The sequence below is a fragment of the Halalkalibacter alkaliphilus genome (genome assembly GCF_023555415.1).
GTDB classification, from domain to species: Bacteria; Bacillota; Bacilli; order Bacillales; family Bacillaceae_D; genus Halalkalibacter; species Halalkalibacter alkaliphilus.
Genome location: NZ_JAKRYL010000017.1, coordinates 47,767 through 60,092, shown reverse-complemented (window position 1 = coordinate 60,092; position 12,326 = coordinate 47,767). Strand labels below are relative to the sequence as shown.

Sequence of the window (12,326 nt, the reverse complement as noted above, 5' to 3'; positions counted from 1 at the left end):
TGAAATATACAGAACTATAACTTTATAGCTGAGAGATGGCTTTTTGAATATCTAACTATAATTCAAGAAAAGTAGCTTAATATATAGTCAAAGTTTTGCCACTAATTCGTATGAAAAAGGTGGAAGAAGTTTACACTACTTTATGATTATTGCTAACCGTAAACCATGTATTAGTGTGGAAGGTGGACATATACATATGCCAGTTTGATTTATGGTGAAAGGGGATGTTGTCATGAGTAGGAAAGGGTATCCAGTTGCACAAGGCTTGTATGATCCTGTTAATGAACATGAAGCTTGTGGAATTGGAATGGTCGCGAATATTAATGGAACGAAAACGCATGAAATAGTAGAAAATGCAATTACGATTTTGTGTAATTTGGAGCATCGAGGAGGACAGTCGGCCGATACGAGCACGGGGGATGGGGCAGGAATCCTGACGCAAATCCCGCATTCCTTCTTTGAGAAGCAATGCGAAAAAGAAAACATCATTCTTCCAAATGAGGGCGGATACGGGATTGGGATGGTTTTTTTGCCTCAGGATCCTAGTATAAGAAAACAAGTTCAAAAACAGATTAAAGCTGTAGTTGAAGAGGAAGGGCAAACATTTCTTGGCTGGCGGACTGTTCCGGTCAATGACTCCTTTGTTGGAGATATGGCGAAAAAGTCCAAGCCTTTTATCCGCCAAATGTTCATCACACCTTCAAGTGAAATAACAGATCAAAATGTTTTTGAAAGAAAATTGTATGTCATTCGAAAACGGTTGGAAAAAGAAATTCCAGCGACTGATAAAGAGCATCGGGAAGGCTTTTATATTTGCAGTTTATCAACGAGAACAATCGTTTATAAAGGGATGTTAATTCCTGAGCAATTAGACTCATTTTATATTGATTTAAATCACCCTTATTTTAAGTCAGCGTTAGCGCTCGTCCACTCCCGCTTTAGTACAAATACATTTCCAAGCTGGGAGCGTTCGCATCCAAATCGGATGACGATTCACAATGGAGAATTTAATACGATCAAAGGAAATGTTAAATGGATGCAAGCGCGAGAGGCCCAGTGTAAATCAGATCAGTTTGACGCAAATGATCACCAAAAGCTCTTTCCGGTGATAGATACGGACGGTAGTGATTCATCGATGTTTGATAATTGTTTTGAATTTCTGCATTTGTCAGGACGCTCGTTAGCACACACAGCAATGATGATGATTCCTGAGCCTTGGGCAAATGATGATCTAATTGATCCATTGAAAAAATCATTTTATGAATATCATAGCTGTCTAATGGAGCCGTGGGATGGTCCAGCAGCAGTCGTATATACGGATGGCAAACAAATTGGTGCTTGTCTTGATCGAAATGGACTTAGGCCGGCAAGATATTACGTCACAAAAGATGGAATGATTGTTTTAGGGTCAGAAGTGGGCGCGCTTGATATTTTTGCAGAGGATATCGAATACAAGGATCGCTTGCATCCAGGAAAGATGCTGCTTGTTGATTTAGAGAAAGGCCGAATTATTCCTGATGAAGAAATCAAGGAAGAAATTTCTTCTGAATTCCCATATCAAGACTGGTTGGATGAACATTTAGTTAGCTTTAATGATTTGTCTGAATCAAAAACCGAAAGCATTTCGTTTAACGCAGAAGAACGAACAATCCAACAGCTTGCTTTTGGTTATACAAATGAAGAGTTGAATAAAATTTTAAAACCAATGGTGACAGACGGGAAAGATCCTGTTGGTTCAATGGGATATGATTCACCTCTCGCTGTTTTATCAAAAAAACCACAGCTTTTATATAACTATTTTAAACAGCTATTCGCCCAAGTGACGAATCCACCAATTGATGCTATCCGTGAAGAAGTGATTACATCAGTCCTTACAACAATTGGACCAGAAAGAAACTTATTGAACCCTGAACCTGAGAGTTGTAGGAAACTTCAATTAGAAACCCCTATTTTGAGCGGTGAGCAGTTAGAGAAGCTTAGTTTATCTTCATTCAAGGTCGAGACACTTTCTACATTATTTTCCGTAGATAACGGTGTTCCGAATTTTAAAGAACAGTTAGAAGCGCTCTTTAGTAAGGCAGATCAAGCAATTGAAGGTGGAGCAGCATTGCTCCTTTTATCAGATCGTGGAGTGGACAAGACTCATGCGGCATTACCTATGTTATTATCTGTTTCAGGTTTGCACCATCATCTCATTCGTAGTGGAGCACGCTCGAAAGTGAGTATTTTAGTCGATTCAGCCGAACCAAGGGAAGTTCACCATTTCGCAGCGTTACTTGGGTTTGGTGCAGAGGCTATTCACCCGTATTTGGCGTATGATTCATTACGTGGGCTCATTGAAAATGGCGACATTAGAGATACGGAGATTGAAACCGCAATTGATGTTTACCGAAAAGCGGCAACTGATGGGGTTTTAAAAGTTTTATCAAAAATGGGGATTTCAACGATACAAAGCTATCGAGGAGCTCAAATTTTTGAAGCAATTGGAATCGATCAAAGTGTAATTGAAAAGTACTTTACGCAAACAGCATCCCGCATTGGTGGAATTGGCCTTGATATCATTGCACAGGAAGTAATGATGCGACATAAACATGCGTTTGCAAAAGTGCGTGGAACGGAAAAAACACTCGACTCAGGGGATGATTTTCAGTGGCGTCAAGACGGAGAAGATCATCAATACAATCCAAAGACGATTCATCTTTTGCAACAAGCTTGTCGCTCTAACAGTTACAAATTATTTAAAGAGTATTCAAAAATGCTAACAGATACGAACCACAATTTGCAGTCTATTCGCGGCTTGCTTTCTTTTAAAAAGCGTGAACCGATTCCAATTGATGAAGTAGAATCCGTTGAGCAAATATGCAAAAGGTTCAAAACAGGTGCGATGTCATACGGGTCGATTAGTAAAGAGGCCCATGAAGCTCTGGCAATTGCAATGAATCGAATCGGTGGAAGGAGCAACTCTGGTGAGGGAGGGGAAGATCCAGAAAGATTTACTCCCGACCCGAATGGAGACCTACGTCGAAGTGCTATCAAGCAAGTCGCTTCAGGTCGTTTTGGGGTAAGTAGCTATTACCTTGTGAATGCAGATGAAATTCAAATAAAAGTTGCGCAAGGAGCGAAGCCAGGAGAAGGCGGGCATCTTCCAGGAAAGAAGGTCTATCCGTGGATTGCCGAAGTGAGAGGTTCTACACCTGGTGTTGGTCTCATCTCACCACCTCCACATCATGATATTTATTCAATTGAGGATTTGGCTGAATTAATCCATAATTTGAAAAACGCCAATCCGTCTGCTCGAATTAGTGTCAAGTTAGTATCCGAAGTTGGTGTCGGTACAGTTGCAGCAGGTGTTGCCAAAGGACGAGCCGATCTTGTTCTTATTAGCGGATACGACGGCGGCACCGGAGCAGCACCAAGGACGAGCTTAAAACATGCGGGTTTGCCTTGGGAAATCGGACTTGCTGAGACACATCAAACGTTGTTATTAAATCGGTTGCGTGACCGAATTGTCGTTGAAACCGATGGGAAGATGATGACAGGGAGAGACGTTGTCATTGCTTCACTTCTAGGAGCAGAAGAATTCGGATTTTCAACCGCACCATTAGTTGTGTTAGGCTGCATCTTAATGCGCGTTTGTCATCTTGACACATGTCCAGTAGGAGTGGCAACTCAAAATCCGGAGCTAAGAAAGAAATTTCCTGGAGAAGCAGAGCATGTCGCAAATTTTATGAGATTTATCGCTAGAGAAGTACGAGAATTGATGGCTGAACTAGGGTTTAGAACGATGAATGAGATGATTGGACGAACGGATATATTGGAGGCTAATCAGGCGATTACGCATTGGAAAACAAAAGGGATTGACCTTAGTGAATTGCTTTATCAGCCGGACGTACCTGAAAAAGTTAGCCGATATGCCACGGTGGAGCAGGCTCATGGACTCGATAAAACGTTAGATGCTCAAGAGTTAATCCCACTGTGTACGGAGGCGATTGAAAATCAAGAAAAGGTCAGAGCGACTTTTTCAATTCGTAACATCAACCGTGTTGCAGGAACGATGCTTGGAAGTGAAATTACGAAGCGTTACGGAGCAATGGGCTTGCCAGAAGACACAATTGACCTGACTTGCAAAGGATCAGCGGGGCAAAGCTTTGCTGCCTTTATTCCACGCGGACTCACAATGAGACTTGTTGGTGATGCGAACGACTTTTTAGGAAAAGGCTTATCAGGTGGTAAGATTATTGTTTACCCTTCAAGAAAAAGTACTTTTGTACCAGAAGAAAACATCATAGTCGGAAACGTCTCTTTTTACGGAGCAACGGCTGGCGAAGCTTATATCAATGGCATTGCAGGGGAACGATTCTGTGTGAGGAATAGTGGTGCTCATGTTGTAGTAGAAGGGGTAGGTGACCATGGTTGTGAGTACATGACCGGTGGGAAAGTCGTTGTACTTGGAAAAACGGGAAAGAACTTTGCAGCAGGAATGTCAGGCGGTGTCGCTTATGTATTCGATGAATCAGATGATTTTAGTAGAAAATGCAATCAGGAGCAAGTGATTTTAGGGCAAGTTAGCGACGAGGCTGAGATTCAAATGGTGTACCAATTGGTAGAAAAACATGTACAGTATACGAATAGTCCACTTGGAAAAAGATTGCTTGAAGATTGGCCAAGGATGAAAGATAAGTTTGCTCGAGTCATACCAAAAGACTATTTAGAAATGCAAGAGCGAATCCAGCGTTATGAAGCGAGCGGTTTAAGCAAATATAAAGCCGCACTTGCAGCTTTTGAAGATAGTAAAAAAGCAGTGAATCAAATAAAAGATGGAGGGTGAGCGATGGGAAAGCCAACTGGTTTTATCGATTATCAAAGGCAGTCTAGACCCGAACGTGACCCTAAAAAACGGATTGAGGATTGGGACGATTACACGTTACGACTTGATGAAAAAGAACTAAAGCAACAGGGTGCTCGCTGCATGGACTGCGGAATCCCAACCTGTCATACAGGAACGATGTTAAATGGGATGACCTCTGGTTGTCCTGTCCATCACTTGATTCCTGAATGGAACGATCTAGTTTATCAAGGACAGTGGAAAGAAGCATTGCGTCGCGAGCATAAGATGAATAATTTTCCTGAATTCACTGGAATGGCTTGTCCGGCCCCTTGTGAAGGAGCCTGTGTTCTTGGAATTAACGAACCGCCAGTTGCGATTCGTTCCATTGAGCTAGAGATTGTTGAAAAAGGCTTTACCGAAGGCTGGGTCAAGCCAGAGCCACCAGAAGTTAGAACAGATAAAAAAGTGGCCGTAATTGGATCGGGGCCTGCTGGTTTAGCTTGTGCAGCACAGTTAAATAAAGCCGGTCACAATGTAACGGTATTTGAGCGTCATGACCGAATTGGTGGACTGTTAACGTATGGAATTCCAGAGATGAAGCTTCCGTATGCAGTCGTGGAGCGGAGGGTAAATCTTTTAAAAGAAGAAGGGATTACATTTATTACGAATACCGATGTCGGCAAGGATTACCCGATTTCTAAACTTCAGGAAGAATTTGATTCAGTCGTGTTATGCGGTGGGGCAACAAAACATCGTGACATTGAAGTGGAAGGGAGTGAGCTCAAAGGAATTCATTATGCAATGGATTTTCTCCACTCTAATACGAAAAGCTTGCTAGACTCAAATCTTGAAGACGGAGAGTACATTTCAGCGAAAGACAAAGATGTCGTTGTCATCGGTGGTGGTGATACCGGAACGGATTGTTTAGCGACTTCCGTCCGCCACGGGTGTAAAAGCCTGACCCAATTTGATATTTATGAGAAAAAGGGTGACGTTAGGCCAGATGACAACCCATGGCCGCAATGGCCAGTTATTCACCGAGTTGAGTATGGCCATAAAGAAGCTGCAGCAGTATTTGGATCAGACCCACGTGCTTATATGGTAATGACGAAGAAATTCGTTGGAGATGAGAACGGGCATGTGAAAGAGATTCATACAATTGGTGTTGAAACAACGAAAGATGAGTATGGCAGAAAGGTTCGTAAAGAAATTCCAGGAACAGAGAAAGTGTGGCCAGCTCAGCTTGTCTTGCTAGCAATCGGATTTAGTGGTCCTGAACAAAGCCTTATTCAAAAGTTGAATGTTGAAACAGACGACCGTTCTAATGTGAAAGCAGAATATGGGAAGTATACGACCAATATTGAAGGGGTGTTTGCTGCGGGTGATATGCGCAGAGGGCAAAGTTTGATTGTTTGGGCAATTAATGAAGGTAGAGAAGCAGCAAGAGAGTGTGATCGATATTTAATGGGCGAAACAAGTTTGCCATAGGTATTAGGAATCCTGCTCCTTTTGGGGCAGGAATTATTTTTGTTAGGGATGTAGCTGAAATGGCGGGAGAGTAAACTACCAACTGCCCCAATTTATACCAAAAAGCAATAGACGATGATAATCATTATCATATATAATATTGTTATAATCCATTGATGGGGGAGATTGAGATGTTTATTCAATTGAGGAAAATACACGTAACTGAGGGCAATGCAGATCAAGTTGTAGAACGTTTTAGTAAACCTGGAATTATTGAAGAACAGGAGGATTTATTGATTCAACTGTTATGACTAAGAAGGTAAGACGAGGTGATGAAGAAGTCATTGTCCAAATTCGTTGGGAATCTGAAGAGCATTGGAAGAAATGGGAGAAGAGTGAAGCACATATCGCCGGTCACAAAGCAAATTTAGGAAAGCCAAAGCCAGAATATATTATTCAATCTGAGGGCGGGTTGTATAATGTACATGCTGTTAAGACAGCAAAGAAATAATTTGAACAAGAGGCTTGTGCAACCTCTTGTTTTTGATTATATAGAGAAACTAATCCCGCCATCTTCACTAATTTCGATCGTTGAGTAACTTTCAAACGGCTCCATGCTGGTAATTTCAGGGCCTGCATCATTTGATAGGGTTTCCATATATTCTTCATAAACGTCTGGATTTTTCACGAGATGATAATAATACACTCGTTCTCCTTCGAACTCATCACTATTCCTTAATAAAAATCGATCCCCGAATTGTTCTTTAAACCAAGATCTTGCTTCAGAGTGGCTTTGGAAGTCTGGCATGTTGTTATAAATCGATGTAATATCAAAATTCATTGCTTTCGCCCCTTTCATACATGCTTAGTGTTGTTCATTTCTGGTATTTTATCCATAGAGGAGCGCTTACCATTATAGAAGATCGTTCATATTGAGTGATTACAAAAAATGTATAGGTTATGAAAAAAGGATTTAGACATTTTGGACATTGATGCGAAATAATCTTATGATAGCTTTAACTTAAATAAGAATGAAGAAGGATGGCGATTATGGAAGAAAAAGTCCTCATTGTAGAAGGTACAAGTGATCGAAAGAGGGTAAAGAAAGTTCTTGATGAGAATGTCGATGTTATTTGCACATATGGAACATTAAGTGAAGAGAAGCTTGAGACGTTGATTATTCCAATTGAAGATTTAGATGTTTATATTCTTGTTGATGCCGATGAAGCAGGAGAGAGTTTACGAAAACAATTAAAACGAGAATTGCCGAATGCAACTCATTTGTATACGCATAAAGGCTATGGACAAGTAGAAACGACGCCTTTTGATTATCTTGCTGAAGTGTTACGAGGTTATTTTAAGGTGAAGGAAATGTATTGAAAAGCGTAATCGAGCCAGTATCAATTGCCGGCTCGATTAGTGCTTTCTTATTCTTCACGGCCCACTTCGGGCAGGTAAACGTTTGCTACAAATTCATTGAGTACATTTGGCAGAACTTTATACTTTCGATGCGTTAATGCTTTAACAATCGCTTTTCTTTCTTTCTTTCTTTGTAAGCATCCAGCATTCAGGAATAAATGACAGGATTTCATCAATTAAAAGCATTGGTATTGCCTGAATAATCTCAAGTTGCTCTTTAAATTTCACTTCACTCGTAATAAAACGAGCCATCATTTGATGAGTTGAGCTTTCCAGGATCCCTTCTGGCAAGTTTTCTAAGTCTGATACAGTCCAAGAGGTAGAGCCAAAACATTTAGTTTGATCAATGATTGAGAGGTGGTATTGGTTTTTGCTTATTCCTTTTAACAGTATATTATTCCGAGTTCTGTCTGTATTACATAACCAATAGTCTAGCGCAATGATCCCTGCTAGTTGTTCATTGTTTATAATTTCATTTACCGTACTCGCGCTATATCCATTTACTCGGTTCATTTTGTATTGTAGGGCAATGTGGTGCTTAACATAAGGTAGATCGTTAAGTTCAGGGATTGTCAGATAAACATCCCGTGGTATTTCAACTATTTTTGACGCTGGGATCGGTAATTGAAGATACTTGGCTAAGCAATAGGCTAACCATTCATTTACTAATGCTTTTCTATGACGCAACAAATGAAATTTAACGACATATTCCATTTGATCATTAAATGTTAGAACATGTACGTTATTCGTATTATTTTCAAGTTTTTTTACATGTTGAATAGGGGTGATCATGATTTTCCCCCTTTCACAACTGAATGAAGCAGTTGAATGTATTGGTCTGCACATGTGGAAATTGAATAGTGACTGAGTACTTTGTCACGAGCGCTATTAGACATGAAAGAGTACTTTTCGTTGCTATCGATAATTTTATTAATTGCTTTAACTGCATCCTTTTCATGGTTCTCTTTAAATAGATACCCATTCTTTTTATGATCTACAATTTCTGGGATAGAAGAAATGTTTGGTGCGACGATAGGAACTCCGCAAGCCATTGCTTCGATAAAGGTGTTCCCAAAAGACTCGCCTTTTGTTGTTGCTAGAGTGCAGCCTCCTGATTTCCTAATCTTCGAATAAACAAGTGGCATCTGTTGATACGGAATAACTGGAAACCATTTAATAAGGTCTGTTAGTTTTTGTGCTTGCCACTCAACTGTAAATTTCTCCTTTTGAACGCTTTTTGCTCCACCAATAACCCAAAATTCCACATCATCACGTGTGTCTTTCATGATTTGTGCGATTTTTAATAGTAGCTTCCAATTTTTTCTTTTATCAACTCGACCAATCCAGCCAATTATTTTTTTATTTTTTTGAAGAAAAGGGGCAATATCATTTGAAAAGTCATGTAATGGTTTAAAAAAAGAAGCGTTAATTCCATTGTAAATAACTTGTATAGGTACATTATCTAGTAGGATGGAAGTGACTCTTTTTTGATGATGGGAAGGAACGACGATGACTTCAGGATTAGTATGTTGAAAATCTAGATGAGGTGCTAGCTTGATAATTTCAGGTGTGCGCGCCTCTGTGATGATAGGACCATTATAATTAGCTTCTTGAAGCCATTTATAAGCTTCGGCTGTATCAACAACGATGATCGCATCGAAATGGTTCATTCTAATAATATGAATGATTTCATTTTTATCTTTTGTTAAATATACTTTTGAGACATCCTTCATCATGTGTATGCCACCGAGGTCTTTTGTATAAAGGAATTCAGTGTCGATTCCGTAGTTTTTGAAGTAAACCGCACGATTTCGCCAGCCAGCATTGACCCCACCAACCGTTAGAAGACGCCAGATTACTAATATCTTCATAATTCCCTCCTGTTGTAACGTTTTTACTCTATTAGTAGATGTGAGAGATTGGGGAATTGTACGTATTAAATTCGTTAAGATTATGTGTTGTTTGTAAAGATACCCTCAAAGAGTTAATTCAAATTTTTACATTTGTTTTAATATATCTTTATACTAGATTAATATTTGCACTTTATACTAAAGGTATCTACAACAAGGAAGTGTGGCAATGAAGGAGAATCTAGTTGCTCTTATTGACCTTGGGTCTAATTCAATCCGTTTAGTTGTGTACAAAATTAATCATCAAGGCAATTTCAAGGAAGTAGAAAAGGTGAAAGTTCCAGCACGTCTAATTAATCATATAGATATACAAGATAAGCTAACTGGTGAAGGTTTGAAACTTGTCATAAATACATTATTAGAATTTAAAAAGATAATTCGTGCTTATCAGATAAGTCGAGTCATCGGATTTGCTACGGCGGTCATTAGACAGTCTACTAATAAGAGAAAAATTCTTGAGGAAATTAACAAACAAACTGGTTTTTCATTTCGTGTTTTTAGCGAATATGAAGAAGCGTATTACGGTTATGTTGGTGTTGTCCATTCCATGGATATAGGTAATGGCATTACGATCGATACCGGTGGTGGAAGTACGGAAATCACACTGTTTCAAGATCAGAAGCTTGTCCATTATTATAGCTTTCCGTTTGGGGCAATTACATTGGACCGTGATTTCACAAAGGGGGAGCATTTGAGTGATAAACAACTTGCTCGATTGAAATATTATTTGACCACTCAGTTTGAAAGTCTTTCATGGTTGAATCAAGCAAGGTATCCTGTGATTGGTATTGGCGGCAGTGCACGTAGCTTAGCACGAGTGTTTCAAAAACAGAGAGGGAATAAAACTAAGATGAAAGCTTACGATATTCAGAAGGTCTTTGCTACGATTGCTTCCTTGTCAACGAGTAAGCGTTCGAAAATAAAAGGACTCTCTAAAAAACGGCAAGATATTATCATTCCAGGTGTACAAACGATTTTAACATTAATGGAAGTTGTTGAAGCTCCTTATTTTGTTTATAGTGAGAAAACGATACGTGATGGAGTAGTGTATGAAGAAGTTGTCAGAAAGACCGTTAAAAATTAAAAATGTCTCAGTGGCTCTAACGATGCTTAATTAATAGATTAAATTTAAGATAACAAATATATTTCAAATGGCTGTTTCTATATGGAATTTTCTCAAAAAGGGATGTCCCAAAAGTCCGGAACAGAGGTGGCAATGGCTCCGTTCGCTACGCGCCTTGAGAGGAGAAACCCACTCCTCTCAAGGCTTTTAAAAGATGTAGCGACTTCGCTCATTGCTTCGGGGGTGTCTCAAAAGGTCAAAAGCAGACCTTTTGAGACACCCCCTAATATATTAACGTTGTTCTAAACGAGCAATTCGTTCATTTAAGTCAGGGTGAGAGGAGAAAAGCTTTGCCATCCCGCTACTCCCATTAATTTTCATTGTTTGAATTGCGGAATCATCAGTACCACGACTAACGTTAGCACGGTCAACATATGACTGTAATGAACGCAATGCGTGGGCCATTTTATCGCGGCCGGCTAAATCAGCTCCTCCTCGGTCAGCGTGAAATTCACGATGACGCGAATAGGCCATAACGACAAGACTCCCAAGGATAGAGAAGAGAATTTGGAAGATAATGATCGCAGCAAAACGAACAACAGTCTGCATCTCAGAACGCACTAACCTTGATACTAATATCGCAGCAATTCTTGAGAAGAAGACGACAAATGTGTTGACCACTCCTTGCAGCAGGGTCATCGTAACCATATCCCCGTTTGCTACGTGCGCTACCTCATGAGCAATGACACCTTCTACAGCATCATCATCCATTACCGTTAATAGTCCTGATGATACTGCAACAAGGGAACGCTTCTTTGATGGCCCCGTTGCAAATGCGTTTACTTCAGGAGAATGGTAAATTCCGACTTCAGGCATATGTGTTAACCCAGCTGCACGAGATAGTCGGTGAACTTTCTCTACAACGCTACGTTCTTGTGGTGACAATGAACCATTTGGATCTAGAACTTTTACTTTCATCATCTTTTTTGCAATCCATCTAGACATCGCTAAAGAAATAAACGAACCTGTGAATCCAACAACTAAACTAAAAGCACCTAAAGCAACAAAATCTATTCCAAGTCCAGGACCTCCAGTTTCAAAGGAACCCCCAATATCAGTAAATGTCGTAATAATCGACCAGACGATAACAATCGTCGTCATAACTAGAATGTTTGTTAAAAGTAAAAATAGTAATCGTTTCCCCATATACGCCTCCATTTATTAATAGTCTCAAATTATTTTACCATATGTTTTGGTTAGGTTTAATAAAAGAAATTGACGTAACTAGTAAAATACTTGGAATAAAACAAAGAGATTGATACATACTACATGCTGTTAGAGTCCAATGAAGGAGTGGAAAACAATGAAAAAAAATCAAGAACAGCAACAACCGATGCAATCAACAGCAGATGAGCAATCGCCACCAGTTGAACAAGGTCAAAAAACAACAGCCCAAACGGACGGGTTTCGTTACGACTACGACGACTCTTCTGACGTGTAGGTAACATGGATGCTAAAGCTCTCCTATTAAGCATAATAGGGGAGTTTTTTTAAAAAGTACCTTCTTTCGCTAGTGCAATCGCATACTATGATTTTTTTTGAGATTCAGTGAAACGTCACTTAAGTTATTAAAATGGGC

9 protein-coding genes and 1 pseudogene are annotated in these 12,326 nt (G+C 39.7%); 6 read left to right on the top strand and 4 right to left on the bottom strand.

Features of this window, described 5'->3' with window-relative positions; all coding sequences use genetic code 11:
- Positions 1 to 232 precede the first annotated feature (232 nt).
- The 3 genes and pseudogenes from gltB (at position 233) to MF646_RS15905 (ending at position 6,806) form a co-directional block, all read left to right on the top strand.
- Complete coding sequence (gene gltB, locus MF646_RS15915; protein WP_250097504.1) at positions 233 to 4,828, top strand: glutamate synthase large subunit; 4,596 nt, start codon at positions 233 to 235, stop codon at positions 4,826 to 4,828.
- A 3-nt stretch (positions 4,829 to 4,831) separates the two neighbouring features.
- Complete coding sequence (locus MF646_RS15910) at positions 4,832 to 6,316, top strand: glutamate synthase subunit beta (RefSeq protein WP_250097503.1); 1,485 nt, start codon at positions 4,832 to 4,834, stop codon at positions 6,314 to 6,316.
- Between the two features lie 170 nt (positions 6,317 to 6,486).
- Positions 6,487 to 6,806: pseudogene (locus MF646_RS15905) on the top strand (antibiotic biosynthesis monooxygenase).
- A gap of 36 nt (positions 6,807 to 6,842) precedes the next feature.
- Here the strand turns inward: MF646_RS15905 and MF646_RS15900 are convergent.
- Positions 6,843 to 7,136 carry a hypothetical protein gene (locus tag MF646_RS15900; RefSeq protein WP_250097502.1) on the bottom strand — a complete coding sequence of 98 codons (294 nt, stop codon included), beginning with the start codon at positions 7,134 to 7,136 and terminating at the stop codon, positions 6,843 to 6,845.
- 209 nt (positions 7,137 to 7,345) lie between these two features.
- On the opposite strand from MF646_RS15900, the gene MF646_RS15895 reads away from it, so the two are divergent.
- Positions 7,346 to 7,675: a toprim domain-containing protein gene (locus MF646_RS15895; protein WP_250097501.1), complete on the top strand. Its 330-nt coding sequence runs from the start codon at positions 7,346 to 7,348 to the stop codon at positions 7,673 to 7,675.
- A 141-nt stretch (positions 7,676 to 7,816) separates the two neighbouring features.
- Here the strand turns inward: MF646_RS15895 and MF646_RS15890 are convergent, their stop codons facing one another.
- Together MF646_RS15890 and MF646_RS15885 are read right to left on the bottom strand one after the other, a co-directional pair.
- Positions 7,817 to 8,506 carry a HipA domain-containing protein gene (locus MF646_RS15890; protein ID WP_250097500.1) on the bottom strand — a complete coding sequence of 230 codons (690 nt, stop codon included), beginning with the start codon at positions 8,504 to 8,506 and terminating at the stop codon, positions 7,817 to 7,819.
- Entirely contained in the window at positions 8,503 to 9,585 is a 1,083-nt protein-coding gene (locus tag MF646_RS15885; protein ID WP_250097499.1) for a glycosyltransferase family 4 protein, read from the bottom strand. The genes MF646_RS15890 and MF646_RS15885 overlap by 4 nt, the downstream gene beginning before the upstream one ends.
- Positions 9,586 to 9,793: 208 nt before the next feature.
- Between MF646_RS15885 and MF646_RS15880 the strand changes: the two genes are divergently transcribed.
- The gene (locus MF646_RS15880) at positions 9,794 to 10,708 is read left to right on the top strand and encodes a Ppx/GppA family phosphatase (RefSeq protein WP_250097498.1); all 915 of its coding nucleotides are present in this window, start codon (positions 9,794 to 9,796) and stop codon (positions 10,706 to 10,708) included.
- Positions 10,709 to 10,978: 270 nt separating this feature from the next.
- Here the strand turns inward: MF646_RS15880 and htpX are convergent, their stop codons facing one another.
- Positions 10,979 to 11,893, bottom strand: coding sequence for a protease HtpX (htpX, locus tag MF646_RS15875; protein ID WP_250097497.1), 915 nt, complete (start codon positions 11,891 to 11,893; stop codon positions 10,979 to 10,981).
- Positions 11,894 to 12,050: 157 nt separating this feature from the next.
- On the opposite strand from htpX, the gene MF646_RS15870 reads away from it, so the two are divergent.
- On the top strand, positions 12,051 to 12,188 hold the full coding sequence (locus MF646_RS15870) for a hypothetical protein (RefSeq protein ID WP_250097496.1): 138 nt from the start codon (positions 12,051 to 12,053) through the stop codon (positions 12,186 to 12,188).
- Positions 12,189 to 12,326: the final 138 nt, after the last annotated feature.

Excerpts from the sequence above, each read along its gene's own strand:
- htpX (WP_250097497.1), bottom strand. The coding sequence starts at position 11,893 with ATGGGGAAACGATTACTATTTTTACTTTTAACAAACATTCTAGTTATG.
- MF646_RS15900 (WP_250097502.1), bottom strand. The coding sequence starts at position 7,136 with ATGAATTTTGATATTACATCGATTTATAACAACATGCCAGACTTCCAA.
- MF646_RS15910 (WP_250097503.1), top strand. The coding sequence starts at position 4,832 with ATGGGAAAGCCAACTGGTTTTATCGATTATCAAAGGCAGTCTAGACCC.
- MF646_RS15890 (WP_250097500.1), bottom strand. The coding sequence starts at position 8,506 with ATGATCACCCCTATTCAACATGTAAAAAAACTTGAAAATAATACGAAT.
- MF646_RS15885 (WP_250097499.1), bottom strand. The coding sequence starts at position 9,585 with ATGAAGATATTAGTAATCTGGCGTCTTCTAACGGTTGGTGGGGTCAAT.
- MF646_RS15895 (WP_250097501.1), top strand. The coding sequence starts at position 7,346 with ATGGAAGAAAAAGTCCTCATTGTAGAAGGTACAAGTGATCGAAAGAGG.
- gltB (WP_250097504.1), top strand. The coding sequence starts at position 233 with ATGAGTAGGAAAGGGTATCCAGTTGCACAAGGCTTGTATGATCCTGTT.
- MF646_RS15880 (WP_250097498.1), top strand. The coding sequence starts at position 9,794 with ATGAAGGAGAATCTAGTTGCTCTTATTGACCTTGGGTCTAATTCAATC.
- MF646_RS15870 (WP_250097496.1), top strand. The coding sequence starts at position 12,051 with ATGAAAAAAAATCAAGAACAGCAACAACCGATGCAATCAACAGCAGAT.